General features: G+C 72.6%; 26 protein-coding genes and 2 pseudogenes. 12 read left to right on the plus strand and 16 right to left on the minus strand.

Annotated elements, in window-relative coordinates; genetic code table 11:
- The first annotated feature begins 139 nt into the window (after window positions 1-139).
- Complete coding sequence (locus EAO76_RS35700; protein WP_148840220.1) at window positions 140-1,603, plus strand: amidase; 1,464 nt, start codon at window positions 140-142, stop codon at window positions 1,601-1,603.
- A 147-nt stretch (window positions 1,604-1,750) separates the two neighbouring features.
- Window positions 1,751-4,354, plus strand: a complete 2,604-nt coding sequence (locus EAO76_RS35705; RefSeq protein WP_148840221.1) for a SpoIIE family protein phosphatase — start codon at window positions 1,751-1,753, stop codon at window positions 4,352-4,354.
- Window positions 4,355-4,524: 170 nt separating this feature from the next.
- On the opposite strand, the gene EAO76_RS35710 is transcribed toward EAO76_RS35705, so the two are convergent.
- Window positions 4,525-5,580, minus strand: a complete 1,056-nt coding sequence (locus tag EAO76_RS35710) for a biotin/lipoate A/B protein ligase family protein (RefSeq protein WP_148840500.1) — start codon at window positions 5,578-5,580, stop codon at window positions 4,525-4,527.
- Between the two features lie 356 nt (window positions 5,581-5,936).
- Between EAO76_RS35710 and EAO76_RS35715 the strand changes: the two are divergent.
- Window positions 5,937-6,491 (plus strand): annotated as a pseudogene (locus tag EAO76_RS35715) (lytic polysaccharide monooxygenase); the annotation flags it as partial.
- Here EAO76_RS35715 and EAO76_RS35720 read toward each other — a convergent pair.
- Window positions 6,484-6,768, minus strand: a pseudogene (locus EAO76_RS35720) (electron transfer flavoprotein subunit beta/FixA family protein); the annotation flags it as partial. The pseudogenes EAO76_RS35715 and EAO76_RS35720 overlap by 8 nt on opposite strands.
- 145 nt (window positions 6,769-6,913) lie before the next feature.
- On the opposite strand from EAO76_RS35720, the gene EAO76_RS35725 reads away from it, so the two are divergent.
- From EAO76_RS35725 to EAO76_RS35735, 3 genes are all read left to right on the plus strand, one after another.
- Window positions 6,914-7,603: a TetR family transcriptional regulator gene (locus tag EAO76_RS35725; protein ID WP_148840501.1), complete on the plus strand. Its 690-nt coding sequence runs from the start codon at window positions 6,914-6,916 to the stop codon at window positions 7,601-7,603.
- Window positions 7,604-7,741: 138 nt separating this feature from the next.
- Window positions 7,742-8,092, plus strand: a complete 351-nt coding sequence (locus EAO76_RS35730) for a zinc ribbon domain-containing protein (protein WP_262375966.1) — start codon at window positions 7,742-7,744, stop codon at window positions 8,090-8,092.
- 81 nt (window positions 8,093-8,173) lie between these two features.
- Window positions 8,174-9,019, plus strand: coding sequence for an inositol monophosphatase family protein (locus tag EAO76_RS35735; protein ID WP_148840224.1), 846 nt, complete (start codon window positions 8,174-8,176; stop codon window positions 9,017-9,019).
- 87 nt (window positions 9,020-9,106) lie between these two features.
- Here EAO76_RS35735 and EAO76_RS35740 read toward each other — a convergent pair whose 3' ends face one another.
- Entirely contained in the window at window positions 9,107-9,889 is a 783-nt protein-coding gene (locus EAO76_RS35740) for a DUF4037 domain-containing protein (RefSeq protein WP_187438921.1), read from the minus strand.
- 137 nt (window positions 9,890-10,026) lie between these two features.
- Between EAO76_RS35740 and EAO76_RS35745 the strand changes: the two genes are divergently transcribed.
- Window positions 10,027-11,442: an NAD(P)/FAD-dependent oxidoreductase gene (locus EAO76_RS35745; RefSeq protein WP_148840226.1), complete on the plus strand. Its 1,416-nt coding sequence runs from the start codon at window positions 10,027-10,029 to the stop codon at window positions 11,440-11,442.
- Window positions 11,443-11,762: 320 nt separating this feature from the next.
- Here EAO76_RS35745 and EAO76_RS35750 read toward each other — a convergent pair whose 3' ends face one another.
- On the minus strand, window positions 11,763-12,200 hold the full coding sequence (locus tag EAO76_RS35750) for a hypothetical protein (RefSeq protein ID WP_187438891.1): 438 nt from the start codon (window positions 12,198-12,200) through the stop codon (window positions 11,763-11,765).
- Between the two features lie 164 nt (window positions 12,201-12,364).
- Here EAO76_RS35750 and EAO76_RS35755 point away from each other — a divergent pair, with 164 nt between their 5' ends.
- Both EAO76_RS35755 and EAO76_RS35760 read left to right on the plus strand, forming a co-directional pair.
- Window positions 12,365-13,861: an AlkA N-terminal domain-containing protein gene (locus tag EAO76_RS35755; protein WP_148840227.1), complete on the plus strand. Its 1,497-nt coding sequence runs from the start codon at window positions 12,365-12,367 to the stop codon at window positions 13,859-13,861.
- Entirely contained in the window at window positions 13,858-14,382 is a 525-nt protein-coding gene (locus EAO76_RS35760; RefSeq protein ID WP_148840228.1) for a methylated-DNA--[protein]-cysteine S-methyltransferase, read from the plus strand. Before EAO76_RS35755 ends, EAO76_RS35760 begins: the two co-directional genes overlap by 4 nt.
- Window positions 14,383-14,480: 98 nt before the next feature.
- On the opposite strand, the gene EAO76_RS35765 is transcribed toward EAO76_RS35760, so the two are convergent.
- Window positions 14,481-15,065 carry a TMEM165/GDT1 family protein gene (locus tag EAO76_RS35765; protein WP_148840229.1) on the minus strand — a complete coding sequence of 195 codons (585 nt, stop codon included), beginning with the start codon at window positions 15,063-15,065 and terminating at the stop codon, window positions 14,481-14,483.
- A 334-nt stretch (window positions 15,066-15,399) separates the two neighbouring features.
- Here EAO76_RS35765 and EAO76_RS35770 point away from each other — a divergent pair, with 334 nt between their 5' ends.
- Window positions 15,400-15,801: a (2Fe-2S) ferredoxin domain-containing protein gene (locus EAO76_RS35770; protein WP_148840230.1), complete on the plus strand. Its 402-nt coding sequence runs from the start codon at window positions 15,400-15,402 to the stop codon at window positions 15,799-15,801.
- A 12-nt stretch (window positions 15,802-15,813) separates the two neighbouring features.
- Here EAO76_RS35770 and EAO76_RS35775 read toward each other — a convergent pair whose 3' ends face one another.
- The 3 genes from EAO76_RS35775 to EAO76_RS35785 form a co-directional block, all read right to left on the minus strand.
- Window positions 15,814-16,581 (minus strand): Sir2 family NAD-dependent protein deacetylase, encoded by a 768-nt coding sequence (locus tag EAO76_RS35775; protein WP_148840231.1) that lies wholly within the window; start codon window positions 16,579-16,581, stop codon window positions 15,814-15,816.
- Between the two features lie 87 nt (window positions 16,582-16,668).
- The gene (locus EAO76_RS35780) at window positions 16,669-17,880 is read right to left on the minus strand and encodes a hypothetical protein (RefSeq protein ID WP_262375967.1); all 1,212 of its coding nucleotides are present in this window, start codon (window positions 17,878-17,880) and stop codon (window positions 16,669-16,671) included.
- A gap of 175 nt (window positions 17,881-18,055) precedes the next feature.
- Window positions 18,056-18,550, minus strand: coding sequence for an NUDIX hydrolase (locus tag EAO76_RS35785; RefSeq protein WP_148840232.1), 495 nt, complete (start codon window positions 18,548-18,550; stop codon window positions 18,056-18,058).
- A 160-nt stretch (window positions 18,551-18,710) separates the two neighbouring features.
- On the opposite strand from EAO76_RS35785, the gene EAO76_RS35790 reads away from it, so the two are divergent.
- The gene (locus tag EAO76_RS35790; protein ID WP_148840233.1) at window positions 18,711-19,835 is read left to right on the plus strand and encodes a glycerate kinase; all 1,125 of its coding nucleotides are present in this window, start codon (window positions 18,711-18,713) and stop codon (window positions 19,833-19,835) included.
- A gap of 147 nt (window positions 19,836-19,982) precedes the next feature.
- Here EAO76_RS35790 and EAO76_RS35795 read toward each other — a convergent pair whose 3' ends face one another.
- From EAO76_RS35795 to EAO76_RS35820, 6 genes are all read right to left on the minus strand, one after another.
- Complete coding sequence (locus tag EAO76_RS35795) at window positions 19,983-20,546, minus strand: SRPBCC family protein (RefSeq protein WP_148840234.1); 564 nt, start codon at window positions 20,544-20,546, stop codon at window positions 19,983-19,985.
- 128 nt (window positions 20,547-20,674) lie between these two features.
- Complete coding sequence (locus EAO76_RS35800; protein ID WP_187438892.1) at window positions 20,675-21,613, minus strand: MASE1 domain-containing protein; 939 nt, start codon at window positions 21,611-21,613, stop codon at window positions 20,675-20,677.
- 157 nt (window positions 21,614-21,770) lie between these two features.
- Window positions 21,771-22,598 (minus strand): PP2C family protein-serine/threonine phosphatase, encoded by an 828-nt coding sequence (locus tag EAO76_RS35805; protein WP_148840236.1) that lies wholly within the window; start codon window positions 22,596-22,598, stop codon window positions 21,771-21,773.
- Between the two features lie 158 nt (window positions 22,599-22,756).
- Window positions 22,757-23,155 carry a DUF6221 family protein gene (locus tag EAO76_RS35810; protein ID WP_148840237.1) on the minus strand — a complete coding sequence of 133 codons (399 nt, stop codon included), beginning with the start codon at window positions 23,153-23,155 and terminating at the stop codon, window positions 22,757-22,759.
- Between the two features lie 363 nt (window positions 23,156-23,518).
- Window positions 23,519-24,376 (minus strand): CDP-diacylglycerol--serine O-phosphatidyltransferase, encoded by an 858-nt coding sequence (gene pssA / locus EAO76_RS35815; protein WP_262375968.1) that lies wholly within the window; start codon window positions 24,374-24,376, stop codon window positions 23,519-23,521.
- A complete protein-coding gene (locus EAO76_RS35820; protein ID WP_148840238.1) occupies window positions 24,363-25,010 on the minus strand; it encodes a phosphatidylserine decarboxylase in 648 nt (215 codons plus the stop codon). Before EAO76_RS35820 ends, pssA begins: the two co-directional genes overlap by 14 nt.
- Before the next feature lie 2 nt (window positions 25,011-25,012).
- On the opposite strand from EAO76_RS35820, the gene EAO76_RS44965 reads away from it, so the two are divergent.
- Window positions 25,013-25,156 (plus strand): hypothetical protein, encoded by a 144-nt coding sequence (locus tag EAO76_RS44965; RefSeq protein WP_187438893.1) that lies wholly within the window; start codon window positions 25,013-25,015, stop codon window positions 25,154-25,156.
- A gap of 35 nt (window positions 25,157-25,191) precedes the next feature.
- On the opposite strand, the gene EAO76_RS35825 is transcribed toward EAO76_RS44965, so the two are convergent.
- Entirely contained in the window at window positions 25,192-26,397 is a 1,206-nt protein-coding gene (locus EAO76_RS35825) for an acyl-CoA dehydrogenase family protein (RefSeq protein WP_148840239.1), read from the minus strand.
- Between the two features lie 2 nt (window positions 26,398-26,399).
- Window positions 26,400-26,927 carry a MaoC family dehydratase gene (locus EAO76_RS35830; protein ID WP_148840240.1) on the minus strand — a complete coding sequence of 176 codons (528 nt, stop codon included), beginning with the start codon at window positions 26,925-26,927 and terminating at the stop codon, window positions 26,400-26,402.
- Window positions 26,928-26,929 lie beyond the last annotated feature (2 nt).

Consider the following 26,929-nt stretch of genomic DNA (forward strand, 5'->3'; position numbering starts at 1 on the left):
CGTGCCGACCGGCCACTTTCCACCGAACGGTTGAGCGGACCGCTCACTTCTCGTTACCCTCCGGTAAGTTCGGTCGGGCCCACAGCGGGACCACAGACGCGTCGCGCGCCTCTGCCGATACGAGGAAGGCGGTCAGCCCATGTCCTCAACGGAAGCCGTGGAAACCACCGGACCGGCCGGTCCGGCCGGACTGGCCGACAGCGCACGGGAGCTGGCCGAGGGCACCACCACCTCGACCGAGCAGGTGTCCGCCGCGCTGCGCCGCATCGAGGCGAGCCAACCCGTCCTCAACGCCTTCCGGCACCTGCGCGCCGATGCCGCGCTCGTCGAGGCCGCCGAGGCCGACCGCCGACTCGCGGCGGGGGAGCGGCTGCCCCTGCTCGGCGTACCGGTCGCGGTCAAGGACGACACCGACGTCGCCGGAATGCCGACCCACTTCGGCTGCGACGGCGACCTGCCCGTCGCCGCCGCCGACAGCGAGGCGGTACGCAGACTGCGCGCCGCCGGAGCCGTGATCGTCGGGAAGACCAACTCCTGCGAACTCGGCCAGTGGCCGTTCACCGAGGGGCGCGCGTTCGGCGCCACCCGCAACCCGTGGCACACCGGCCACACCCCCGGAGGCTCCTCCGGCGGCTCGGCGGCGGCCGTCGCGGCCGGTCTCGTGCCCGCCGCGCTCGGCTCGGACGGCGCCGGCTCCGTCCGCATCCCGGCGGCCTGGACCCACCTCGTCGGCATCAAGCCCCAGCGCGGCCGGATCTCCGGCCACCCGCACCGCGACTTCCAGGGCCTGACCGTCAACGGACCGCTCGCCAGGACCGTCGCCGACGCCGCGCTGCTGCTCGACGCGGTCGCCGGGACCCACCCCGCCGACCCGCACCGCCCGCCGCCCGTCGACGCCTCGGCCGCCGCCCGCCGCGACCCCGGCAGACTGCGCGTGGCGATCGCCTGGCGTCCCCCGTTCACCTTCACCGGCTCCGAACCGCACCCCGACGTGCGCCGTGCCGTCACCGCACTGGCCGAAACCCTCGCCCGGCTCGGTCACGACGTCGAGGAGGCCAGGCCCCGCTACGGACTGATCGGCCTCGGCTTCGTCCCCCGGGCCACCGCCGGGATCGCCGAACTCGCCGCCCGCCACCCCGACCCCGCACTCCTCGACCCGCGCACCCGCAGCGCGCTGCGCACCGGCACCCGGCTCGGCGGCCGGGTGGTACGGGCGGCCAGGGAGCGCGAAGTGCGCCAGCACCACCGGATCGGCGCGTTCTTCCACACCTCCCGCACAGGCACCGGCTACGACGTGCTGCTCACCCCGACGACCGCGCTGCCGCCGCCCCCGATCGGCCGGTTCGACGGGCTCAGCGCCTGGCGCACCGACCTGGCGATGACCGAGGCGTGCCCGTACGCCTGGCCCTGGAACGTACTGGGCTGGCCCGGCATCAACGTACCGGCGGGCTTCACCGGCGCCGGACTGCCGGTCGGCGCCCAGCTGCTCGGCCCGTCCCGCAGCGAGGAACGGCTGATCTCCCTCGCCGCGCAGCTGGAGGCGGACCGGCGGTGGTACGAGCTCCGGCCGCCCGTCGCCGCGGCCGCCCCCGGGGCCCGCTGACCACCGCGCTCCCCGTGTGCCCACCCGCCGCCCCGGCCGCGCCCTCGCCCGCGCGGGTCCGGCCGGAGCGGCCGCCCGGTCGCGGTCGCTCGCACCGGAGCGGGAAAACCGGGACCATGGATGTGGAGTGGATGGGTGGTGAACCGTATGGCGTGCGCAGGTCCGCAGCCGGAGCCCTGCCCCGAACCGGTGCCGCCCAGCGCCCCCCGGCACACCCATGACGCGGCGAACGACGCGACCGCGGTGGTCGCCGGAACCGGCACGGTCGTCGGCTGGACGCACAGCGCGCAGGAGCTGCTGGGCTACCGCGCCGGGGACGTGGTCGGGCGGTCCGCCGGCTTCCTGCTCGCCATGCCCGAGGACCCGGTCCGGGTGGCGGGCATCGCCGAACGGTGCCGGGCCGGCGTGGGATGGAGCGGCGTCGCCGAGGTGCGGCGCAGCGACGGCCGCCGGATCGAGCTGGACCTGCGGGTCTCGGCCTCCTTCCACCTGGACGGGCGGGAGTGCTTCCTGGTCTCGGGACGCGAACGGCGCCCGGAGTGGACGGTCGGCCAGTCCGTGCTGGACGCCTTCCTGACCAGCTCCCCGATCGGCATGGCCGTGCTGAGCCCGAGCCTGCGCTACCTCTGGATGAACGACACCCTGGAACGCTTCGGCGGCGTCCCGCGCGAACAACGCCTGGGCCGCCGGCTGAGCGAGGTGCCGTCGGGACTGGAGGCCGACGCCATCGAGACGCTGATGCGCGGTGTGCTGGACACCGGGGTTCCCGTCATCGACTACGAGTACCTGGGCTGGAGCTGGGCCGCTCCGCACCGCAAGCGCGCCTACTCCACGTCGTTCTTCCCGCTGACCGACGGCGACGGCAACGCCACCGGGATGTGCTACATGGTCCTGGACGTCACCGACCGGTGGAACGCCCAGCAGCGCCTGGCCCTGGTCAACGACGCCGGAGCCGCGATCGGCTCCACCCTGGACGTGATGCGCACGGCCCAGGAGCTGGCCGACTTCGCGGTGTCGCGCTTCGCCGACTTCGTCATCGTCGACCTGCTGGAACCGGTCACCAGCCCCGAGGAACCCGCCCCGTGGCCGCTGGGCCCGGGACTGTCCCGCGCGGACCTCGCCCGTTCCCGCGCCGTCGACCCCTCGCTCCGGCCGAAGATGCGCCGGGCCGGGATGAGTTCGGTACGCGAGGGCTGCCCGGAGGCGGTGGGCCGGATCGGGGACCGGGTCGACTTCATGCCCCCGCCCCACGACATCCGGTTCCTCATCGACGGCGAGCCCGTCCTCGTCCCGGTCCTCGACCCGGACAGCCACGCGTGGACGGCGGAACAGCCCGCCAGGGCGGCGAGCATCCGGGAGTTCGGGCTCCACTCCCTCATCTGCGTACCGATGCGGGCCCGGGACACGGTGCTCGGTCTGGTCACCTTCGTACGGTCGGTGAATCTCGCCCCCTTCGAACCGGACGACGTGCTCCCGGCCCGCGAGATGGTGGCGCGGGCCGCGGTGTGCGTGGACAACGCCCGCCGCTACACCCGTGAGCACGCCGCGGCACTGACCCTCCAGCGCAGCCTGCTCCCGCACACCCTGCCCGGCGGCATGGCGCTGGACGTGGCCTCGTCCTACCTCCCGGCGGACGCCAAGGACGGCGTCGGGGGGGACTGGTTCGACGTCATCCCGCTGTCCGGCGCCCGGGTCGCCCTGGTCGTCGGCGACGTCGTCGGACACGGCATCGCCGCGGCCGCGACCATGGGCCGGCTCCGCACCGCGGTGCACACCCTCGCCGACATGGACCTGCCCCCCGACGAACTGCTGGCCCACCTCGACGACCTCGTGCTCCGCCTCAGCGAGGAGGAACCCGAGAACGGGACGCGCGGCACCCCGGTGCTCGGCGCGACCTGCCTGTACGCCGTCTACGACCCGGTCACCCAGCTCTGCACCATGGCGCGCGCCGGCCACCCGCCACCCGTCGTCGTCTCCCCGGACGGACGCGTCTCCTTCCTCGAACTGCCCGCCGGGCCCCCGCTGGGCCTGGGCGGGATGCCCTTCGAGACGGCGGAGGTCGAACTGCCCGAGGGGAGCCTGATCGGCCTCTACACCGACGGGCTCATCGAGGGCCGGGACCAGGACGCCGACCTCGGCATGTCCCGCCTCGGCGGGGCCCTGGCCCAGCGCGGACTGTCCCTCGACGCGCTGTGCGCGACGGTCGTGGAACAGCTGGTCCCCGTGCCCCAGCCCGACGACGTCGCCCTGCTGCTCGCCCGTACGCACGAGCTGGGCGCCGACCACGTCGCCTCCTGGGAGGTGCCCTCCGACCCGGCCGCCGTCGCCGGTGTCCGGGCCCGGACCGCCCGCCTGCTGAGCACCTGGGGCCTGGAGGAGCTCCAGATGACGACCGAGCTGATCGTCAGCGAGCTCGTCACCAACGCGGTGCGCTACGCCACCGGCCCCATCCGGCTCCGGCTGCTGCGCCAGTCCGTCCTGATCTGCGAGGTCTCCGACACCAGCAGCACCTCGCCCCGCCTCAGGCACGCCCGGACCACGGACGAGGGCGGCCGCGGTCTTTTCCTCGTCGCCCAGCTCACCCACCGCTGGGGCACCCGTTACACGCCCGAGGGCAAGATCATCTGGACCGAGCAGGAGATCCCGCCCGCCGGACCGGAGCTCCGTTCCGACGAGGGCGAACCGGGCGCCGATGAGGGGGAACTCCCCGCGGAAGAGCGGGAGTTCCCCCCGGGCCGACCGGAGGGCTGAGACCTCCGGACCACCGGCGGCCCCGGCCCCGTCACGCGGCGAACGGCCCCGTCACATGGCGAACGGCCTCGCTACGCGGCGAACGGCCCCGTCGCATGGCGAACGGGCCCGTCACGCGGCGAACGGCCCCGGACCGGCGGTCCGCTCCGGGCCCGTCCCGCTCCGTCCCGTCACGGCACCCGGGCGGTCCACTCCTCGGTGCCGAACTTCGTCCGTACGAGCTCCTCGGCCCGCGCCATCTCCTCGTCCGTCACCTTGCCCCGCGTGAGGCCGTGCCGGGTGCGGAAGGAGTCGATCATCCGCTCGATGACGGCCTCGCGCGCCAGCCCCGTCTGACGGCGCAGCGGATCCACCCGCTTCTTCGCGCTCGCGGTGCCCTTGTCGGACAGCTTCTCCTTGCCGATGCGCAGGACTTCGAGCATCTTGTCGGCGTCGATGTCGTACGACATGGTCACGTGGTGCAGCACGGCGCCCTCCCCGCCGACCACCCGCTTCTGCGCCGCGCCCGCGATCTTCCCGGCCTCCGTGGCGATGTCGTTGAGCGGCTGGTACCAGGCCCTGATGCCCATGTCGGCCAGGGCGCCGAGCACCCAGTCGTCGAGGTAGGCGTAGCTGTCGGCGAACGAGAGCCCGGAGACCAGGGCCTCCGGGACGGAGAGCGAGTACGTGATGGTGTTGCCGGGTTCCACGAACATGGCCCCGCCGCCGGACACCCGGCGCACGACCGTGACGCCGTGGCGCTCGGCGCCCTGCGGGTCCACCTCGTTGCGCAGGGACTGGAAGCTGCCGATGATCACGGCGGGGGAGGCCCACTCCCAGACCCGGAGCGTGGGCGGGCGGCGGCCCGCGGCGACCTCGGCGGTGATGACCTCGTCGAGCGCCATATGGAGCGCGGGGGACTGCGGGGCCTCGTGGATGAGCTGCCAGTCGTAGTCGCTCCACTCGGTGGCGTGCGCGAGGGCCCGGCGCACGGCGACGGCGACACCCTCGGAGGTGAGGCCGAGCATCACGGTCGAGGCGGGGAGCGCCGCGTCGATACGGGCGGCGAGGCCCGCGGTGTCGGTGTTGGCCGGTGCGCCCTCCAGCGCCGCGTCGATCGCGAGGATCGCCTCGTCCGGTTCCAGGAAGAAGTCCCCGGCCACCCGCACGTTGCGCAGCGCCCCGCCCTCGACATCCAGATCCACCACGACGAGCTTGCCGCCGGGGACCTTGTACTCACCGTGCACAGCCATGCCTCCCGTTCCGTCCGACCCACATCTTCGCAAATCGGTACCGACCAGGAACAACATCATCGCCGCACGATTTAGTCCGAACCCCCGCCCCGGAGGGGCCGGGCGTCGCGTCCCGGTCGCGGGAGAACACCCTTGCCCCGGGCCCTCGTGCGGCGGGGAGCGGGGGAAGTAATAGCAGTCTGAGGAATGCCTTAAGGCATCCATAAGAATTGCCCGATACGGCTTTTGCCCGTCGGACGACCAGGTTTCGAGGGTTAGGTTGCTGATCGCCGGACCGCAGGACTCCGTACCGGGAGACCGCCCGGTACCCCCGTTCCCAAACACCACCGCAGGGTTGAGGAGTTCGTCCCATGACCTTTTACCGCAAGGCCGCAGCATGCGCCGGAGCCGGTTCCGCAGCAATGTTCCTGACCGTTTCGCTGAGTGTTCCCGCGGCGGCGCACGGGTCGATGACGGATCCGGTGAGCCGGGTCTCCGCCTGTTACGCGGAGGGCGTGGAGTCGCCGCAGTCGGCGGCGTGCAAGGCGGCTGTCGCGGCGAGCGGGAAGCAGGCCTTCTACGACTGGAACGCGGTCAACATAGCCAATGCGGCCGGTAGGTCGAAGCAGATCATTCCGGACGGCAAGCTGTGCAGCGCGGCCAACGAGAAGTACCGGGGCCTGGATCTGCCCCGGGCGGACTGGCCGTCGACGAAGATGTCCGCGGGCGGCCACACCTTCCACTACAAGGGAACCGCCCCGCACAAGGGTTCCTTCGCGCTGTACATCACGAAGGACTCCTACGACCCGACGAAGCCGCTGAAGTGGTCGGACCTGGAGGCGAAGCCCTTCGTGGAGGTCGCCGACCCGAAGATGGAGAACGGCGACTACGTCTTCCGGGGCGATGTTCCCGCGAGGTCGTACCGTGCAGATCGTCGTCCTCGACATGCACCGCCCTGTCCGCACCCATCGACAACGCCTTGCGCAACGCGTCCCGCGCATCCTCCGGACCCACCGTCACCACGGTGACCTCCGCGTCATCCACCCCGTCCGCGATCTGCAACGCCTGCTCCACCGCGTACTCGTCGAGCTCCGACAACAGACCGTCCACATCCTCACGGTCCACCGTCAGATCATCGGCAAAACGCCGCTCACCCGTGGCATCGGGCACGTACTTCACACAGACAACGATCCTCAAGCTCACGCCGGCTCTCCTACCTGGGTGTGGTTCGTAGAAACGACATTATGGCACTCAGTACCCCCTGTAAAGGAACCCGGTGCCAGAAAGCTCTTTTCGGTGCTACGTTCCCGGCATGACTGACGCACGCAGACCGGCGAAGAAGGCCCCCATGCGGGAGGTGCTCGCCGAGGCGGCCTTCCAGCTCTTCCTGGAGCGGGGCTTCGAGCGGACGACGGTGGACGACATCGTGGCGCGGGCCGGGGTCGGGCGCCGGTCGTTCTTCCGGTACTTCCCCTCCAAGGAGGACGCGGTCTTCCCGGACCACGAGCGGTGCCTCGCCGACATGACCGCCTTCCTCGCGGAGGCCGGTGACGCCGAGCCGGTCGACGCGGTGAGCGACGCGGCCCGGCTGGTGCTGCGCATGTACTCCGCCAACCCCGAGTTCTCCGTCCAGCGCTACCGGCTCACCCGGGAGGTGCCCGGACTGCGCACCTACGAACTGTCCGTGGTGCGCCGGTACGAACAGACACTGGCCGGCTACCTCCGCGGGCGGTACGGCGACTCGGCCGACGGCGCGCTGCGGGCCGAGGTGATCGCCGCGTCCGTGGTCGCCGCGCACAACAACGGGCTGCGGAGCTGGCTGCGTTCGGGCGGTGAGGGCGACGCGGAGGCCGCCGTCGACCACGCGCTCGGGCTGGTGCGCCGGATGTGGGGGAGCGGGACGGACGAAAGCGCGGCGCCGCCCTCGGCCGACGGCGACGTGGTGGTGATGGTCGCGGCGAAGGGCGCCCCGATGTGGCGCGTCGTCCAGCAGGTCGAATCGGCCCTCGGGCAGGGCGGACGCCCCGGAACGGCATGATCTGGCACTGAGTGTCTTTACGTTTCGACACTCAGTGCCCTATGGTGCGGACGCGTGCCGACGCGCAGACGCGGCGCGCTCCGAGCCGAGCGCAGGGGGTCGAACGTGTCCCAGTCGTCAAGTGGCACCGCGCGGACGGTGCATGAGGAAGCCGGCCTGACCTACCACCGATGCCGCTGGTGCGGCACGGCCTCCTTCCGGAGGCTGCTGTGCCCGGTGTGCGCGTCCAGCGACCTGGAGTCCGAACACAGCGCCGGTCCCGGCGTCGTGGTGCGGTCGGGCGTGGTGCACCGCTACACGGAGGCGGCCCGCAACGAGTCCCTCGTCCGGTTCCCCGAAGGCTTCGTGTTCCGCTGCCGGGTCGTGGGCGCCGCGCCGGACCGGGTGGCGGTCGGCGCCCGGGTGCGCCCGGCCGTCGTCGAGGGCCCGGACACGGGAGAGGTGGTCTTCGAACTCTGCGACCCGCCGGGACACGACGACTGGTACTGACGCCGACCGGGCACGTCCCCGTTCACGTCCCCGTCACCACCGGGTCGTCGGCGCCGGGGAGGGACATGATTGGCTGGGGGCATGATCGATGACTTTCTCGCCCAGACCGCCGGGGACGCCGGACACCTGACCGAGGTCGAGGCGGCGGTGCGCGCCGCCGCCGCTGCCGAGATCATGCCCCGCCACCGGCAGCTGTCCGCGCACGAGATCGTCGAGAAGAACGGCCCGCACGACCTCGTCACCGTCGCCGACCGCCTCGCCGAGGAACACCTCACCGCCGCCCTCACCGAGCTCCTGCCCGGCTCCGTCGTCGTCGGCGAGGAGGCGGTGCACGCCGACCCCGGGGTGTACGACGCCCTGGGCGGCGACGCCCCGGTGTGGATCGTCGACCCGGTCGACGGCACCCGTCAGTTCGTCCGGGGCGAGCAGGGCTTCTGCACCCTGGTGGCCCTCGCCCACCGCGGCGAGCTCCTCGCCTCGTGGACGTACGCACCGGCCCTGGACGAGATGGCGATCGCGGTCCGCGGCCGCGGTGCCACGCTCAACGGCAGGCCGATACGGTCGGGGGCGCCCGCCCCCGGTGCCGTCCTGCGCGTGGCGATGTCGCACCCCGACTACACCACCGACGCCCAGAAGCGCGCCCTGCTCGGCCTGCGCACCGAGGGCATCGACGCCCGCCCCTGCGGCTCGGCGGGGCTCGAATACCTCGACATCGCCCGCGGGGTCAAGGACGCCGTCGCCTTCAACTGGGAGTACGCCTGGGACCACGCGGCGGGCCTGCTGCTGGTCACCGAGGCGGGCGGCGCCCAGGCCACCCTCTCCGGCGCACCGTTCCGCATCGCGGGCGGCAACGACCTGCCGTTCACCGCGGCACGCGACGGGGCGACCGCCGCCCGCGTCCTCGAGGCGCTGCGCACCGGAGCCTGACCGGCCGCTCCCGTCCGGCCGCCGTCGCCGTACTGCTCCGGGAGCCGCCGCCGTACCGTCCCGGGGCGTACGGCGGGTCCCGGGATTTCAGGCGCCCGGCGCGATCGCCGACCGCACCTCGCGCACCAGCTCCGCCGCCCGCTCGACCGCCGCCCCGTCCAGCCCCCGCAACACCGCGTCGACCCGGTCGGCGTAGCCCGCCGGAGTGTCCGGCAGCGCCGCCGCGGCGGCCGTGGCGCCCTTCTCGTTGAGGCACCAGACACGATGGTGGGCGTGCAGGGACTGGGCCAGGACGCCGAACGCCCGCGACAGGCACAGGGCGACATGGAGCGTGTCGCCGGCGGGCGCCGACTTGCGGGCCGCCGCCACCGAGAAGTCCGCCTCCCACGCGGCTTCGACGAGCGCGGTGCGCAGCGGCTCCGGATAGTGCCTCGTGCGTTCCTGAAGATCCGTCAACTCGCCCCGTGGGTCGGCCAGTACACGGCCCATCGCGACCTCGCCGGGGTACGCGGGGGACCAGAAGCCCAACGGATGCCCCGGCTGCACGCCCACTTCGAAGCGGCCCTCGCGGCAGCCCTCCCAGACCGCCTCCACCCGGTCCAGGTCGCGCAGGATCCAGTCCACCGCGACGCCGTCCACCCGCAGCCACGTCCCGCCGTCGACCCAGGGGCCCCAGCCGCCGGGACCGGCGACCTCGGCCGGGGCGCCCTGCGCCTCGGCCGCCAGCGCGGTCAGCGCGGCCACGTCGGGCGTGCCGCGGTAGTACAGGCCCAGATCCCAGTCGGAGTCCGGGCGATGGGTGCCGCGAGCCCGGCTGCCGCCCAGGGCGACGGCCCGGATTCCGGGCAGGCCGACCAGGCGGGAGGCCATGTCGAGGATGTGGGCGGGCACGGGCGCGGCGGGGGAGTTCGGTTGGTTCATCGCGCGTGACCCTACCCCCGGCCGGGTCGCCGGCGCCTCGGAATATCCTGGGTGTCCTGGCCGTCGGCTGACGAAGGAGTCCGAAGGTGCCGTCGATGCTCGATGCAGTCGTCGTGGGGGCGGGCCCCAACGGACTGACCGCCGCGGTCGAACTGGCCCGCCGCGGCTTCGCCGTGGAGGTCTTCGAAGCGGAAGGGACCGTCGGGGGCGGCGCCCGCACCGAGGAGCTGACCCTCCCCGGCTTCCGCCACGACCCCTGTTCCGCCGTCCACCCGCTGGGCATCGGCTCGCCCGCGTTCGACGCGATGCCGCTCGCCCGGCACGGCCTGGAGTGGATCCAGCCCGAGCTGGCGCTCGCCCACCCGTTCCCGGACGGCACGGCCGCCGTGCTCACCGGCTCGGTGGGGGAGAGCGCCATGTCGCTGGGCGCGCGGGACGCGGGCGCGTACCGCAGGCTCGTCGCCCCGTACCTCGGCCACTGGGACACCCTCGCCGAGGACTTCCTGCGCACCCCGTGGGACGGGCTGCCCCGCGACCCGTACCGCTGGGTGCGGTTCGGGCTCGACGCGCTCCAGCCCGCCTCGCTGATCTCCCGCCGCTTCCGCGGGGAGAAGGCGCGCGGACTGTTCGCCGGGCTGGCCGCCCACGCCATAGCCCCCACCAGCGGCCTGGCCACCGGCGGGATCGCCCTGCTCTTCGCGCTGGCGGCGCACGAGAAGGGCTGGCCCGTGCCGCGCGGCGGGTCGCAGTCCATCTCCGACGCCCTCGCCTCGTACCTGCGCGAACAGGGCGGCGCGATCCACACCGGTACGGAGGTCAAGCGGCTCGACGAGCTCCCGCCCGCCCGCGCCTACGTCTTCGACACCTCGCCGACCGCCGTCGCCCGCATCGCGGGGCTCGGCCGGGCCTACCGCGGCTACCGGTACGGCGCCTCCTGCTTCAAGATCGACTACGCCCTGTCGGGTCCCGTCCCCTGGACCGCGGAGGAGGCCCGGCGCGCCGGAACGGTCCACATCGGCCCCACCGCGGGCGAGATCGACTCCGCGCTGACGGCCGCGGTGAAGGGGCACGACCCGAGCGTGCCGTTCCTGATCACCGCGCAGCCCAGCCTGGTCGACCCGTCCCGCGCCCCCGAGGGCCGGCACGTCTTCTGGGCGTACGGGCACGTCCCGGCGGGCTGGGAGGGCGACGCCACCGACGTCATCGAACGCCAGCTGGAACGCTTCGCCCCCGGCTTCCGCGACCTGGTGCTCGCCCGCGCGGTCGCCGGGCCGCCGCAACTCGCCGCGCGCAACGCCAACTACGTCGACGGCGACATCGCGTGCGGTGCGTTCGCCGGGCTGCAGACGGTGCTCCGCCCCAAGCTCGCCCGCGTCCCGTACGCGACGGCGCACCCGGCGGTGTTCCTGTGCTCCTCGGCCACCCCGCCCGGCCCCGGCGTGCACGGGATGTCCGGTCACCACGCGGCGAAGGCGGTCTGGCGGCGGCTCCGGGCCTCCTGAAGACGGTTCCGGGGCCGGGCGGTCCGACAGCTGCTCCACGGCGATCGCGCCGGTGCGCCGCCACTCGCGCACGAGGACGACGGTCCGCCCCGTGGAGCCGGCCGCCATGATCCCGTACCGGGCGCCGGGCCGCGGATGGCGCCCCTTCAGCAGGCGCACGCCCACCAGCGGCTGCCCGTCCTCCGACAGGACCCGTCCGCCGTCGGCCCGGGTGGATTCGGCGAAGTCGCAGAGTGTCCCGATGAGTTCACGGAGTCGGCCGGGTTCCAGGGGGGGGCGGTCATCCGGCCCCGGCCACGGGGCCGGGGCGAACGGACCGCTCACCGTTCCCCACCCGCTTCCGGCCATTCCCCCTGCACCTCGTCGAGTGTGCGCGACCGCGCCTGCGGGGACTCGCCGCGGGGCGGGCCGAAGGCGCGCCGCAGCCACTGCGCGAGCCGGTCCCCGAAGTCCTCGGCGGAGACGATGTCCGAGGCCGGGAGCGGCTCGAAGCCGTCGGGGGAGGCGAAGAGGTCGACATCGGCCCAGCCGCCCCGGAACAGCACCACGGACAGCTCGGTGTCGTCCGGACCGCGGGCGGCGACTCCCAGCGAGTCGGGGTCGCCCACCCGCGCCCGGTCGGTTTCCAGCGGCTGGGGCCAGGACGCCTCCGCGTCCCGCCACGTCACCGGGGCGAACACCACTCCGCGGTCGCGCCAGGGCGCTGCCCGGTCGGCGAGCACGGCGGCGGCCCGATCGAGATCGACGATTCGCTCCATCCCGGGAGCATGGCCGACCGGAGTCCCGCCATCCACCGTTTTGCCGGGCGGAACGGCGAAACGCCGCCGACGGGCGGGGAAGCGAATCCGAAGGGTCCTGGCAGTGCCGCGTCGATGTCGGAATTCCGCCAGCCCTCCAGGGGCCCGTACCGGATGCTTGAGGCATGTACACCGACACCGAGCGCTGCGTACGGGCCGTCCGGTCCAAGGACGCCCGCTTCGACGGCTGGTTCTTCACGGCGGTCCTGACCACCCGGATCTACTGCCGCCCCAGCTGCCCCGTCGTGCCGCCCAAGGTCGAGAACATGACCTTCTACCCCAGCGCCGCCGCCTGCCAGCAGGCCGGGTTCCGGGCCTGCAAGCGGTGCCGGCCCGACACCAGCCCCGGCTCCCCGGAATGGAACGCCCGGGCCGACTCCGTGGCCCGCGCGATGCGCCTCATCCGGGACGGCGTCGTCGACCGCGAGGGCGTCCCCGGGCTCGCGGCCCGGCTCGGCTACTCCGCCCGGCAGATCGAACGCCAACTGCTCGCCGAACTCGGCGCCGGCCCGCTCGCCCTGGCCCGCGCCCAGCGCGCCCAGACCGCGAGGCTCCTCATCGAGACGACCGCGCTGCCCATGGCCGAAGTCGCGTTCGCCGCCGGGTTCTCCTCGATCCGCACCTTCAACGAGACCGTCCGCGAGGTCTTCGCGCTCGCCCCGGGCGAACTGCGCAGCCGCGCCGCCCGCTCCGCGAACCCTCCCGCCACCCCGGGCACGATAGCGCTGCGGCTGCCGTACCGGGCCCCGCTCAACCCCAGCAACCTCTTCGGCCACCTCGCCGCGACCGCGGTCCCCGGCGTCGAGGAGTGGCGGGACGGCGCCTACCGCCGCACGCTCACCCTGCGGTACGGACACGGCACCGTCGCCCTCTCCCCGCAGCCCGGCCACATCGCCTGCCGCCTCTCCCTCACCGATCCGCGGGACCTCACGCTCGCGATCAGCCGCTGCCGCTGGCTGCTCGACCTGGACGCCGACCCGGCGGCCGTCGACGAACAGCTGCGCGCCGATCCGCTGCTCGCGCCCCTGGTCGACGAGGCCCCCGGCCGGCGGGTCCCGCGCACCGTCGACGAGGCGGAGTTCGCCGTCCGGGCGGTGCTCGGCCAGCAGGTCTCGACCGCCGCCGCCCGCACCCACGCGGCCCGTCTGGTCACCGCGCACGGCACCCCCGTCGACGACCCGGAGGGCGGCCTCACCCACCTCTTCCCGACCCCCGGGGCGCTCGCCGGACTCGACCCCGAACGGCTCGCCCTGCCGCGCAGCCGCCGCACCACCCTCACCACGCTCGTCGGGGCGCTGGCCGACGGATCGCTCCGCCTCGGCACCGGCACCGACTGGGAACGGGCCCGGGCCGAGCTGGCCGCCCTGCCCGGCTTCGGACCCTGGACCGTGGAGGTGATCGCGATGCGGGCGCTCGGCGACCCCGACGCCTTCCTCCCCACCGACCTCGGCATCCGGCGCGCGGCCGGGAAGCTCGGCCTCCCGTCCACCCCCGCGGCACTCACCGCCCGCACGGCGGCCTGGCGGCCCTGGCGGGCGTACGCGGTCCAGTACCTGTGGACCGTGGACGACCACCCCATCAACCACCTGCCCACCCGAGAAAGCCGGGAAGTCCAGTCATGACCACGAAACCCACGAGCGCGGCGCCCCGGCGGCACACGGTCGTCGACAGCCCGTACGGCCCGCTGACCCTCGTCGCCACCGACGGGGTCCTCTGCGGCCTCTACATGACCGAGCAGCGCCACCGCCCGCCCGAGGAGACCTTCGGGGAGCCGGACCCGCGGCCCTTCGCGGAGACCGTCCGCCAGCTCGACGCCTACTTCGCCGGTGAACTGCACGAGTTCGACCTGCCGCTGCACCTGGACGGCACCCCGTTCCAGCGCAGCGTCTGGGAGCAGCTCCAGCACATTCCGTACGGCGAGACCCGCTCGTACGGCGAACTGGCCGAGATCCTCGGCAAACCGGGCGCCTCGCGTGCGGTGGGGCTCGCCAACGGCAAGAACCCGGTGGGCATCATCGTCCCCTGCCACCGCGTCATCGGCGCCTCGGGCGGGCTCACCGGCTACGGCGGCGGGCTCGACCGCAAGCAGCGGCTGCTGGCCTTCGAGAGCGGTGCGCAGGACGACACCCCGGCGCTCTTCTGACACCGCCCCGTGCGGAGAAGCACGAGGGCGGTCCCGGACGGGAACGTCCGGGACCGCCCTCCGGGCAACCGGGAAGTGCCCCGGCCGGTCGGCCGGGGTCAGCCGGTGAAGATCTCCACCAGGGTCCAGATCGCCAGCCCCAGCATGCAGAGCCCGCCGATCCGCTGGACCGTCTTGAGCGGCACCCGCTTCGCGATGAACTGCCCCGCCAGCAGCGCCAGCGCCGAGACGGACATCAGGGCCGCCGCCGACCCGATCGCCGTGGACCAGGTGCCGTTGCTCGCGGCCAGGTTAGCCGTGGTGATCTGGGTGAGGTCGCCCCACTCGCTGATGAAGACGGCCATGAACGCGGTCGACCAGACCGGCCAGAAACCGGTCACCGTCTTGCTGCCGGCCTCGTCGTCGTCATCGTCGCCACCGGAGCGCAGCAGCATGAACGCGCCGAAGGCGAAGAGGGAGGCCGACACCAGCTTCACGATCCAGTCGGGCAGCAGCCCGATCAGACTGCCCGCTCCCACCGCGATGGCGACGTGCACGATGAACGCGGACGAGGTGCCGAACCAGACGTACAGCGGCCGCATGCGGGTGCCCATGGCAAGCGACGCGAACATCGTCTTGTCGGGGAGTTCCGCGAGGAAGATCAGCCCGAAGGCGGTGAGGATCGCCAGGGGGTCGAGGTGCATTCCGGGTGGCTTTCTGTGAGAGCCGGGCCCCGGGCCTTCGCGAAGCGCCGGAACGGCTCTCGGAGGACCACTCGGCCCGGCATGACGTCAGCGCCCACGGGCGCGGGCGTGTCATACCTGACCGAAGGTCTCGCCCGCCCGTCATGATCGACGGGCCCGGCCACCGGGAACCCGAGGGCTCCAGTGTGTCGACGACCGGTTTGCGGGGCTACTCCCCTTCGCAGCCATCAACTCTACCCCACCCGTCCACGGGGCAGCGCGGATGTTCGACCCGGCAACGGGGCCGGTACAGTCCCGTGGTGATCATCCGAGCCGGTACCGGAAGCGCCCCCGCATGAGCCGCACACGCAGGACCGCACCCACCGGGGGAACGCCCCGGCCCACCGTCAGCGTCTGCCGCGGCTGCTGCTGCGGGACGCCGAAGATCCCGGACGTGGACCACGCCGGTCAGCTCGCCGGGCTGCGGAGCTCGCTCGGCGATTCCGCCACGGTGCGCGCGGTGGACTGCCTCGACGCCTGCGAGCAGGCCAACGTGATCGTCGTGCAGCCGTCGGCTGAGGGCCGCAGGGCGGGCGGCCGGCCGGTCTGGCTCGGGCTCGTCAACGACCCGGACGCCGTGACGGACATAGCCGCCTGGGTCGGGGCGGGCGGACCGGGGCTGGCGGACCCGCCCGCGATCCTCGACCTGTACGTGTTCCGCCCCTCGCGCCGTGTGCGACGGGAACTGGAGGACTGACGGCTCCCCGCCTCAACTGCCCTGAGCCGTACCGGAGTCCGTGCCGGGAGCCGTCCCGGCCTCCGCCGCCAGCCGCCTCAGCAGCGCGGGCAGCGCCGTGCCGATGGGCTCGCGCACGGTCTCCTCGGCCAGTTCGTCGTACGGCGTCGGCTCCGCGTTCACCACGATCAGCCGGGCGCCGTGGTCCACCGCGATCCCGGCCAGCGACGCGGCGGGCTGCACCTGGAGCGTCGTGCCGACCGCGACGAACACCTCGCACCCCTTGGCGATCGCCATGGCCTGCCCCAGCACCATCGGATCGAGCCGCTCGCCGAACATCACCGTCGCCGACTTCAGGATGCCGCCGCAGACCTCGCACGACGGATCGGGATCGCCCGCCTCGACCCGGGCCAGCGCGTCGGCCATGGAGGAGCGGGCGTGGCAGCGGGTGCAGACCACCTCGCGCGCGGTCCCGTGCAGCTCCAGGACCTTACGGGCGGGGAGCCCGGCGAGCTGGTGCAGACCGTCCACGTTCTGCGTGATCACCCGCACCGGTGTGCCGGAACGCTCCAGCTCCGCCACCGCGCGGTGGGCCGCGTTCGGCTCGGCGTTCCGGGCCGCACTGTCGCGGCGCATCTGCCAGGAGCGGCGGCGGATGTCCGGGTCGGCCATGTAGAAGTCGTACGTGACGAGCTTCTCGGCCTCCGGATCCTTGCGCCAGAGGCCGTTGGGGCCGCGGTAGTCGGGAATGCCGGAGTCGGTGGAGACACCGGCGCCGCTGAGGATCGCGACGAGAGTCATGGCCCCGAGCGTACGCAGCACCGGGCGCCGCCCGCGAGACGATTTCGCCCGGTGCCGGGCGGTGCGGGCGGCGGTCCGGCGCCGCGGTCAGGCCGTGGGGGGCACGGGACCGAACGGCGACGGGGTCAGCCCCGTCCAGACGTTCAGCTCGGCGCGGGCGGTCTGCTTGGTGACCCCGCCGTCCTGGAGCGTGCCGCTGCGCGCCACGTAGAACCGCCCGTCGTCGAGCGAGACCAGCCCGTACTGCCCGTACTGTCCCGGCGCCGGCCACCCGTACGTGCCGCTCGACGCGTCGTGCGCGCCCTCCCGCAGCAGCGGGAGCAGCAGGCCGCGCTCCGGGTCCTGCTGGCCGCGGATCGGACCGCGCACCGGCTTTCGCGCCCCGTCCAGCGCGAAGACCGAGTAGTTGGGGAAGCCCGGCTTGGTGCCCTTGTAGGCGGCCATCAGCCAGTTGCCGCTGTGCCCGTCGTACTCCAGGTTCTGCACGCCGTACGTGGTGTTCCCGGTGTACGCGAAGAACTTGCCGTCGACCCGGGCGGGGCCGCTGGTGTGCGGGGCCGACTCGGTCAGCGGGCGCTCGTACTTCTTCCACCGGGTGACGTCGTACTGGAGCAGGACCTGGTGGTCGTTGTCCGTGCGGTCGGCGTTGGCGTACACGCCGTAGGCGACCGTCAGCTTCTTCCGGGCGTGCTTGCCGCGCCGGTCGCCGAAGGCCGGGCCGAACGCGACGCCGTCGATGCCGCTGCAGCCGTAGCGGTGGTCGGGCGTCCTGCCGGTGTCGCCGTCGAAGACGCCGTCGCCGTTCATGTCGGCGGTGAAGTCCTTCACCACCTCCTCGAGGTAGACGGTCGAGACGACCCCCGTGGTCTGGGCGTCCATGTCCATCCGGGTGATCCGGTCGACGTCGAGGATCGCGATGTAGAAGGACTTCGCCTCCTTGTACTCCAGCGAGCCGTAGACCCGGCCGTCCCGCTCGTTGAAGTCCAGATCGCCGAGGTGGCCGGTGAAACCGGTGACCGAGCCGACCGGGTTGCCCCTGAGGTCGGTCTTCACCAGCAGGTTGGTCATCGAGAAGTACATGAAGCCCTTGCGGCGGTCGACGGCCATGCCCTGGACGTGGCCGGACCGCCAGGCGCCCCCGTCGACCGACGACGGCAGCCCGCCGTGCGCGGGACGGGCCGGGGACGGCGCCGGCTCCGCGAGCGCCGTCGAGGCCGTGGTGACAACTGCCGTGCAGGCGAACACGGCCGCGACGATCGCGGCCAGTGGTCCGCCGAGGTGCCCTGTGTGCGTACGCATGATCCCTCCGCATCCGTGGAGTCCGGATGATGCCGGTCGAGCGTGGACTGCGGACGAATGGCATCTGAACTCGCGCGTCCGGCAGCCGTCGTCCGGAATACCGGTGATGGGCCGTCAGGACAACGGGACACAGGGGGAATACGTGATGAACGGGGTGGAGAGGGGGCGGGGCGGCTCAGCCAGTCACCGGGCGGCCGTCCACCAGCTCCACCGTGCCGCCGCCGGAGTCGAGGACGTCCAGAGCCGCCCGCAGGCGCGGCCCGAGAGTGCCGAGGAGATGGCGGTCCAGTGCGTCGCGCTCCACCAGCTTCCAGGACAGGAGCTCCTCCTCCTGCAGCCGGATCGCCTTCAGATCGGCCTCGCCGAGCACTCCGCCGTCGTACAGGTACGCGGCGATCGGCGGCCGTTGCGGACTGCGCGACCAGTCGACGGCGAGCAGCCGCCCCGGCTCGACGTCGAGTCCGATCTCCTCGGCCGTCTCGCGCCGTGCGGCCTGGCGCGGGCTCTCGCCCTCGTCGGACTCGATGGTTCCGCCGGGCAGGGCCCAGCCCTCCCGGTAGTTCGGCTCGACGAGCAGCACGCGCCCCCGGTCGTCCCGGAACAGCGTGGCCGCGGCGGCCAGTACCCGGGGGAGGCCCGCGATGTAGGTGGTGTAGTCGGTGGTGGTCACGCGGGCAGCGTAGCGGGGGCCGCGCGCGGAGCGGCCCGGCGAAGGCCGTCCGACCGGTGCGACGGTGGCCCTGGGCAGCGGGTATCCGCTGCGGATAGGGTCGGGTCGGCGCGACTGCCTGTTCGAGAGCAAGGGATGCAAGGTGGCGGACGGAGCAGTGATGGAGACCGCACGCGTGCTCGTCGCGGCGGACAAGTTCAAGGGCTCGCTCACGGCCGTGCAGGTCGCGGAGCGGGTGACGGCCGGGCTGCGACGGGTCGCCCCCGGCGCACGGGTCGAGACCCTGCCCGTGGCCGACGGCGGCGACGGCACGGTGGCGGCGGCGGTGGCCGCCGGATTCGAGCGCCGCGAGGCCCGGGTGACCGGCCCCCTCGGCGACCCGGTGACCGCGGCGTACGCGCTGCGCGACACCACGGCGGTGGTGGAGATGGCCGAGGCGTCGGGGCTCCAGCACCTGCCCGCCGGGGTGTTCGCCCCGCTCACGGCCACGACGTACGGTTCCGGCGAACTGCTGGCCGCCGCGCTCGACGCGGGGGCCCGGACCATCGTGTTCGGGGTCGGCGGCAGTGCGACCACGGACGGCGGCGCGGGCATGCTGGCCGCGCTCGGTGCCCGTTTCCTGGACGCGGACGGCAAGCCCGTCGGCCCCGGTGGCGGCGGCCTCGCCGCACTGGCCGAGGCGGACCTGTCCGGACTCGATCCACGACTGGCCGATGTGGACCTGATCCTCGCCAGCGACGTCGACAACCCGCTGACGGGGCCGAAGGGCGCCCCCGAGGTCTACGGCAGGCAGAAGGGCGCGACCGAGGACGACATCGCGGTCCTCGACGCCGCGCTCGCCCACTACGCGTCCGTCCTCGGCCCGGACCACGCGCGGCTGCCCGGAGCGGGGGCGGCGGGCGGCATCGGCTACGGGGCGCTGGTCGCCCTCGGCGCCCGGTTCCGCCCCGGCATCGAGGTCATGCTCGACGTCCTGGGCTTCGCCCCCGCGCTGGCCCGCGCCGACCTGGTGATCACCGGGGAGGGGTCGCTCGACGAGCAGACCCTCCACGGCAAGGCGCCGGCGGGAGTGGCCGCCGCGGCACGGGCCGCGGGCGTCGAGGTCGTCGCGGTCTGCGGTCGGCTGGCGCTGCCGCAGGAGGCCCTGACCGCTGCGGGCATCGGCCGCGCGTACGCCCTGGCGGATCTGGAACCGGATCCGGCGGTCTCGATGGCCCAGGCGGGGCCCCTGCTGGAACGCGCCGCCGAGGCGATCGCGCGCGACTTCCTGACCCGGCCCCGGTAGCCGGCCCCGGCCGGACGGCCCGGTGACCGCCCCGCCGGACGGGTCCGGTCCGCCGGGGCCGCCCGGCTCACGGCGGTCCGGGAGGGGCGGGACGGCATCCGCGCCGGCCGCCCGCCCCGCGCCCCGGCGCGGGACGCCGCCCGCACGTCATCCGACGGACGGCGCGGTTCCCAGGCCGCTTCCGCCGACGGCCTCCCCGGTGCCGTCCCCGTCGGCCTCCGCTCCGGGGACGCCCGGGGCCACGCCCTCGTCGGGGCGCGGGCCGGATCCGTTCCCCTCGGCCAGCAGGTCGGCCAGGCACTGGAGCTCCGACGGCAGGTCACGGCGCCAGGCCATCGTCACGAACGGCGCGAGAATGATCATGCCGCCGTCCAGATGGGGCCGGACCGAAACGGTGACCGTCGTGCCCCGGCGGCTCGGACTGAGCCGGAACTCCAGCTCCGGGGAATGCCGTCCCAGCGGGGTCCACATGCCCGCACCCCGGAAGACCAGGTACTCGACGGGGGCGCTCGCGGTGCAGCGGAGACGGTGCGCCCGCCGTCTGCCCGGGAACTTGCAGGTGTACTCGTCGCCGAGTTCGGCGGCGATGGGCCCGTCGATCACCCGGTCGATGCTCGACGACCACTCGGCCAGATTCCGAGGATCCCGGAGGAACGAGAAGACCTCGTCGGCGGGGCGGGACACATGGACATTCGCAGACACATGGGGCATGGCTCCACCTCTTACGGCGCCCGGCCGCCCGGGTATCGGCGTCCGGTTGCCCTCGTCGCGGTGCCGTCGCCCATCAGCCTGCTCCGGTTCACCGGTTCGCGCACCCGTCGCACGACCGATGGAGTGACTCACTGGTCCTGACGGGCCAGCTTCTCGGAGAGCCGCGCGCAGAGCCGCCGGATCTCGTGGTGGGTGCGGTTGCGTTCGGTGACGGCGGCGCCGAGCAGCAGCGCGGTGAGCGCGATGACCCCGTTGAACGCCTGGAGGACGATCATGTCGGCGGCCAGGCCGTAATCGGCGAAGGGCCCGGTCATCCGTCCGGCGGCCAGGATCGCGAACGTGGACACGCCCAGCGCGCAGCACGCGGCGCCGGCCCGCTCGAAGCGGAAGGCGGCCCAGATGAGGAAGGGGAACACGAGGAACAGCAGCGAGGGGGCCGTATCGGTCGCCAGGAGCGTGGCGGCCAGGGTCGCGGCCACCAGCACGGCCGCCTCGATCCACCGCGCCGGGTCGACGCCGCGCGGCCACCGGGCCCTGCGGGCGGCCAGCAGGAACGGTGTCACGACCATGACGCCCATGGCGTCACCCGTCCACCAGACCAGCCAGGTCGGCCAGAACTCGGCGGCCGGGAGCGCCCCCGACAGGACGAGGGCGGCGGAACCCGCGGACGCGCTGATCAGCGTGCCGGCCAGGGCGCCGAGAAAGACCAGCGCCAGTGCGTCCCGCAGCCGGTCGAGGTCCTTGTGGAAGCCCACGCGCGTCAGCAGCAGGAGCGAGCAGAGCGGGGCGAGGGTGTTCCCGGCGGTGATGAGCAGCACCGACAGCGGCGAGGGGTCGATGGTGCCGTTGACGACGAGCGCCCCGAGCGCGATTCCTGGCCAGATCCGCACGCCGAACACGAGCAGCGCCGCCATCGCGATCCCGGTCGGCGGCCACAGCGGGGTGACCTGGCCGTGCACCAGCTGCTGGAGCAGCCCCAGACGGGCCGTCGCGAAGTAGCAGGCGGCCACCCCCAGAACCGTCAGGACCGTGACCGCCCGCCGCCGGAGCCGCGCTCTGTCCACCACAGCAGCATCAGACACCACACCGGGACATCCCGCAGGGCCGGGCACGCCGACGTTCCGCCGATGCCACGGACGAAGGGGCGCCTCCGGAGTACACCCCGGTCCGCCCGCCGCGTCCCGCCGTCCGCGCCCGCCGTATTCGTCCCGCCCGCCCGTTCCGTCAGCCGGTGTCCGCCGTGCCGTCGTGGTGGACGACGAGCACGGCGGCGTCGTCCTCGTGACCGGTCAGATCCGCCACCCGGATCACCCGTGCGGCCAGCTCGTCGGGGTCGGCCCCGTCCGCGGCGCCGACCAGCTCCGCCACCGCGGCGAGCCCCTCGTCGATCGGGCAGGACGGCCCCTCCACGACCCCGTCGGTCAGCAGGACCAGGTACCCGGGCCCCGCCAGCTCCCGACGGGTCACCGGGTACGGCTGGTCGCGCAGTATCCCCAACGGCATCCCGCCGGTGTCCAGGCAGACACCGCGGTCGCCCGAGTCGGTGCCCCACACGAGCGGCACGTGCCCGGCCCTGGCCACGAAGAACTCACCCCGCTCCGGGACGACGCGCAGCAGGCAGCAGGTCGTGAACAGCTCGCAGTCCAGCGAGATCAGCAGTTCGTTGGCGAGGGCCAGCACCTCGCCCGGGTCGGTCGTCATACCGGCGAGCGCCCTGAGACCGGCCCGTGCCTCGCCCATGAAGGCGGCGGCCTCCACCCCGTGCCCCTGCACGTCGCCGATGACGATCCCCGTCGTCCCGTCCCGCATCGGGAACGCGTCGTAGAAGTCGCCGCCGATGGCCAGCCCGTCCTGCGAGGGCGCGTAACGGACGCCGATCCGCAGCCCCGGGAACTCGGGCAGCCGGGACGGGAGCAGGTGCCGCTGCAGAGCCATGCCCAGTTCCGCCCTGACCCGGTGGAGCTCGATGTTCTCCAGGGCCCGGTCCACCAGACTCCCGAGGGTGAGCAGGAGGTCCTCGGGGTCGTCCGGTGCGCTGCGGTGTCGGTGCATGGCATCCCCGGGCAGTCCGATCCGTCCCCCCTTTGAAACCTTAACCTCCCGCCAACACGCGCAGGAGGGTCCGTGGCAGGGGCACGGAGCGGGCGGGCGCCCCGGTGCCGGTACGGGAACGGGCACCGCCCGGGACGTCCCTCCGGCCGGGACCGGTGCTACTGGATGAACCGGGGGAGCCACCTGGCCCGGTACTCGGGATGGCCGGCGTGCTCCGCGGCCAGCTGGCGGACGGCGAACCCCAGCCCCACCGCCCGGCCGGACCGGAAATCGTGCTCGGGGCGGTCGGTGTCCAGGTCGGCCACCTCCGCGTACTCGTTGAGGAGTACCCGGCTCGTCTCGATGCGGCGCAGCGTGCGCGCCGGGTCCTGGAGGGCGATGTGCTGGTCGAAACCGAGATTCCGCACGCTGAACGCGATGCCCCCGGACCGGTCGTGCACCTCGCCGGGCACATCGGCCGGGCAACGCCAGCTGTCGCCGCCCGCCCCCTGCGCGATCCGTTCTTCCTCGGCGAGCCGCGCCCGGACGAAGTCGATCATCTCGGCGTTGTCTGTCATCGGGTTCCGAATCCTTCATCGTCATGGCCTGATCCGGGGGCGGCGCACACGGTCGGCGCCGCCGTTCGACCGGCTGCCCATCGCTTCGGACGGTCAGGTGCCTGCGGGGAGGACGGGCCGGTCCCGGCGGGAGGACACACGACGGCGCCGGCACGTCCCGAGGACGAGCCGGCGCGGACAGCCGTGGAAGAAGCCCCCCGTTCCCATGGCCCAACATACTGTGCCCGCGCCCCCGGCCGGTCCCGGCGAATCGCCGCGGAGGCAGACGAATCCGGCACGTCGCACCGGTCGGTCCCGCCCCCGCGCATGCGGAAGGGCCCGGGTGCTGGGGAGCACCCGGGCCCTTCCGTTCCTTCGTGTGCGCTACGGCAGCTGCGCCGCCCGCGCCTCGCGCCGGTTGCCGCGGAAGGTGTTCACCCGCCGGGCCGTCGCGAAGAGCGGGATGACCGCTCCCAGGACCACCTGGAGCGCGCAGCCGGTCTGGAGGAGCAGCTGGCCACCGGGGGCGTCGAACGCCCAGGCGGCGAGCAGGCCCATCGCGGCCACGATCCAGCTGAGCATCGCCACCGCGAGGATGCCCCGCGGCTTCGGGTACTCGACCCGGCTGACCATCAGCCACGCCACCCCGACGATCGCGAGGAGCGTCGGCACGAAGGGCAGCTCCAGGAGCACGATCGAGACGACCGTGAGCGCTCCGAAGGGGCTCGGCATGCCCTGGAACATGCCGTCCTTCATGGTCACGCAGGAGAACCTGGCGAGTCTGAGCACCACCGCCAGCAGCACCACGACCGCCGCCAGCGCAGACACCCGCTGGTGCGCGTCGTCCGCGACCATGCCGTACACGAGGACGAAGTACGCCGGGGCGAGCCCGAAGCTGATCAGGTCCGAGAGGTTGTCCAGCTCGGCCCCCATCGGCGAGGAGCGCAGCTTGCGGGCCACGAGCCCGTCGAAGAGGTCGAAGACCGCCGCGAGGAGCATCAGGATGACGGCGGTGGCCGCGGAGTGCCGCGCCATGCCGCTCTCGTCGCTGCCCGTGAGGTGCGGAATGAGGATTCCGGTGGTGGTGAAGTACACCGCCATGAATCCGCAGGTGGCGTTGCCGAGCGTGAGGGTGTCCGCTATCGACAGCCGCAGAGAGAGCGGCATGTCCTCGCCGGCGTCCTCCTCGGACTCCGCCTCCGGCACCCAGCCGGCCTGTGTGTCGGGATCAATCACAGTCAATTCGAGTCACCCCCGCGGTGGTGGCCTGGCCGACCTCGACCGCGACATCGACACCTTCCGGAAGGTAGATGTCGACCCGCGAGCCGAAGCGGATCAGGCCGATGCGTTCGCCCTGTTCCACCTTCGTACCCTGCGGGACGTACGGGACGATGCGCCGGGCGACCGCACCGGCGATCTGCACCATCTCGATGTCCCCGAGCTCGGTGTCGAAGTGCCAGACAACGCGCTCGTTGTTCTCGCTCTCCTTGTTGAACGCCGGAACGAACCCGCCGGGGACGTGCTCGACAGAGGTCACCGTGCCAGCCAGCGGCGCGCGGTTGACGTGGACGTTCAGCGGGCTCATGAAGATCGCGACGCGGGTGCGCCCGTCCTTCCACGGCATGATGCTCTGCACCACTCCGTCGGCGGGTGAGATCACCCGGCCGCGGGTGATCTCGCGCTCGGGGTCGCGGAAGAACCACAGCATGCCCGCCGCGAGCGCGGTGGTGGGCACGGCCACCGCGGCCCAGCGTCCGGACTTGCGGGCCCGGGCGAGGCTGAGTGCCGCGGTGGCGACGGTCGGGAGGAGCCACGGCGAAGCTCCGCGTGCAAGGCGGACCCCGCCGCGTGGTGCAGAGGTTTGGCTGTCGGGCATGGATGACCTTCGTAGCGGATGATGCCGCGCTGGCAACGGGGGACGGCGGCTTTTCCGGCGATGTTATCGGTTGCGAGCCGCAACTGGGCAAGCCAGCAGCCGAGTCGGACGGCTTGAAGGCACTGACCGAGGATGACAGGGTGTGATCTTCTTCGCGGCTAAATCACCTTTAAAGGGACAATCACCCCTGGAACCGGTACTCCTCGAGGAGTCGGCGCCCAATGATCATTTTCTGGATCTCGGCGGTACCTTCGCCGATGAGCAGCATCGGGGCCTCCCGGTAGAGGCGCTCGATCTCGTACTCCTTTGAGAAGCCGTAGCCGCCGTGGATGCGGAAGGCGTCCTCGACGACTTCCTTGCAGTATTCGGAGGCGAGGTACTTCGCCATCCCTGCCTCCAGGTCGTTTCGTTCCCCGGAGTCCTTTTTGCGGGCCGCGTTCACCATCATTGCATGGGCGGCCTCGACCTTGGTGGCCATTTCGGCCAGCTTGAACTGGATCGCCTGGTGCTGGGCGATCGGCTTTCCGAAGGTCTGGCGCTGTTGTGCGTAGGAAACGCCGAGTTCGAACGCACGCTGCGCGACACCGCAGCCACGCGCCGCCACATTCACCCGGCCGACCTCGACGCCGTCCATCATTTGGTAAAACCCTCGACCGGTCGTGCCGCCCAGCACCCGATTGGCCGGAATGCGTAGCCCGTCCATGATGAGTTCGGTCGTGTCGACGCCCTTGTATCCCATTTTGTCGATCTTGCCGGGAATGGTGAGGCCGGGGCGGACCTCGCCGAATCCGGGTTCCTTCTCCACCAGGAACGTCGTCATCGACTTGTGCGGGGCCGTTCCCTCGGGGTGTCCTTCGTCACTCCGGCACAGGACGGCGACGAGCGAGGACGTGCCGCCGTTCGTCAGCCACATCTTCTGGCCGTTCAGGACGTACTCCTCGCCGTCCCGGACGCCCTTGGAGGTGATGGCCGAGACGTCCGAGCCCAGCGCCGGCTCGGACATCGAGAACGCGCCACGGACCTCGCCCAGCGCCATCCGCGGCAGGAAGGTGTCCTTCTGCTCCTGGGTGCCGTGCTGCTTGAGCATGTACGCCACGATGAAGTGCGTGTTGATGATTCCCGAGACGCTCATCCAGCCGCGGGCGATCTCCTCCACGCACAGCGCGTATGTGAGAAGCGACTCACCCAGGCCGCCGTACTCCTCGGGGATCATCAGCCCGAACAGGCCGAGTTCCTTGAGTCCCTCCACGATCTCGGTGGGGTACTCGTCACGGTGCTCCAGTTGGGTCGCGACCGGAATGATCTCCTTGTCGACGAAGTCCCGGACCGTGGAGAGGATTTCCCGCTGGACGTCGTTGAGGCCGGCGGTCTGGGCGAGTCGCGTCATGGCTACTTCTCCACGTTCTTCTGCGAAGGCTGGTTCAACTCGGGACGGCCGGGCTGCTCCCCGCCGCGCTCCTTGATGTACGTCTCGGTGGGGACCATCACCTTGCGGCGGAACACGCAGACGAGCGTGCCGTCCTGCTTGTACCCCTTGGTTTCCACGTAAACGATTCCCCGGTCGCTCTTCGACCTCGACGGCGTCTTGTCGAGAACGGTCGTCTCGCCGTAGATCGTGTCGCCGTGGAAGGTCGGCGCGACGTGCTTCAGCGACTCGATCTCCAGATTGGCGATGGCCTTTCCGGAGACGTCCGGTACCGACATGCCGAGCAGCAGCGAGTAGATGTAGTTGCCGACGACGACGTTCTTGCCGAAGTCGGTCGTCCGCTCCGCGTAGTTGCTGTCCATGTGCAGCGGGTGATGATTCATGGTCAGCAGACAGAAGAGGTGGTCGTCGTACTCCGTGACCGTCTTCCCGGGCCAGTGCTTGTAGACCGCACCGACCTCGAACTCCTCGTACGTGCGTCCGAACTGCATGG

Source organism: Streptomyces sp. sk2.1 (genome assembly GCF_008120935.1).
In the GTDB taxonomy this organism is placed as follows: Bacteria; Actinomycetota; Actinomycetes; order Streptomycetales; family Streptomycetaceae; genus Streptomyces.

What these genes read in the sequence shown, in the direction of transcription:
- EAO76_RS35770 (WP_148840230.1), top strand. Translation starts at nt 15,400, where the DNA reads ATGAGCCGCACACGCAGGACCGCACCCACCGGGGGAACGCCCCGGCCC.
- EAO76_RS35705 (WP_148840221.1), top strand. Translation starts at nt 1,751, where the DNA reads ATGGCGTGCGCAGGTCCGCAGCCGGAGCCCTGCCCCGAACCGGTGCCG.
- EAO76_RS35760 (WP_148840228.1), top strand. Translation starts at nt 13,858, where the DNA reads ATGACCACGAAACCCACGAGCGCGGCGCCCCGGCGGCACACGGTCGTC.
- EAO76_RS35735 (WP_148840224.1), top strand. Translation starts at nt 8,174, where the DNA reads ATGATCGATGACTTTCTCGCCCAGACCGCCGGGGACGCCGGACACCTG.
- EAO76_RS35820 (WP_148840238.1), bottom strand. Translation starts at nt 25,010, where the DNA reads ATGCCCGACAGCCAAACCTCTGCACCACGCGGCGGGGTCCGCCTTGCA.
- EAO76_RS35795 (WP_148840234.1), bottom strand. Translation starts at nt 20,546, where the DNA reads ATGCCCCATGTGTCTGCGAATGTCCATGTGTCCCGCCCCGCCGACGAG.
- EAO76_RS35750 (WP_187438891.1), bottom strand. Translation starts at nt 12,200, where the DNA reads ATGGAGCGAATCGTCGATCTCGATCGGGCCGCCGCCGTGCTCGCCGAC.
- EAO76_RS35740 (WP_187438921.1), bottom strand. Translation starts at nt 9,889, where the DNA reads ATGGCCTCCCGCCTGGTCGGCCTGCCCGGAATCCGGGCCGTCGCCCTG.
- EAO76_RS35825 (WP_148840239.1), bottom strand. Translation starts at nt 26,397, where the DNA reads ATGACGCGACTCGCCCAGACCGCCGGCCTCAACGACGTCCAGCGGGAA.
- EAO76_RS35700 (WP_148840220.1), top strand. Translation starts at nt 140, where the DNA reads ATGTCCTCAACGGAAGCCGTGGAAACCACCGGACCGGCCGGTCCGGCC.
- EAO76_RS35775 (WP_148840231.1), bottom strand. Translation starts at nt 16,581, where the DNA reads ATGACTCTCGTCGCGATCCTCAGCGGCGCCGGTGTCTCCACCGACTCC.
- EAO76_RS35755 (WP_148840227.1), top strand. Translation starts at nt 12,365, where the DNA reads ATGTACACCGACACCGAGCGCTGCGTACGGGCCGTCCGGTCCAAGGAC.
- EAO76_RS35725 (WP_148840501.1), top strand. Translation starts at nt 6,914, where the DNA reads ATGCGGGAGGTGCTCGCCGAGGCGGCCTTCCAGCTCTTCCTGGAGCGG.
- EAO76_RS35805 (WP_148840236.1), bottom strand. Translation starts at nt 22,598, where the DNA reads ATGCACCGACACCGCAGCGCACCGGACGACCCCGAGGACCTCCTGCTC.
- EAO76_RS35790 (WP_148840233.1), top strand. Translation starts at nt 18,711, where the DNA reads ATGGAGACCGCACGCGTGCTCGTCGCGGCGGACAAGTTCAAGGGCTCG.
- EAO76_RS35780 (WP_262375967.1), bottom strand. Translation starts at nt 17,880, where the DNA reads ATGCGTACGCACACAGGGCACCTCGGCGGACCACTGGCCGCGATCGTC.
- EAO76_RS35830 (WP_148840240.1), bottom strand. Translation starts at nt 26,927, where the DNA reads ATGCAGTTCGGACGCACGTACGAGGAGTTCGAGGTCGGTGCGGTCTAC.
- EAO76_RS35810 (WP_148840237.1), bottom strand. Translation starts at nt 23,155, where the DNA reads ATGACAGACAACGCCGAGATGATCGACTTCGTCCGGGCGCGGCTCGCC.
- EAO76_RS44965 (WP_187438893.1), top strand. Translation starts at nt 25,013, where the DNA reads ATGACCTTCGTAGCGGATGATGCCGCGCTGGCAACGGGGGACGGCGGC.
- EAO76_RS35765 (WP_148840229.1), bottom strand. Translation starts at nt 15,065, where the DNA reads ATGCACCTCGACCCCCTGGCGATCCTCACCGCCTTCGGGCTGATCTTC.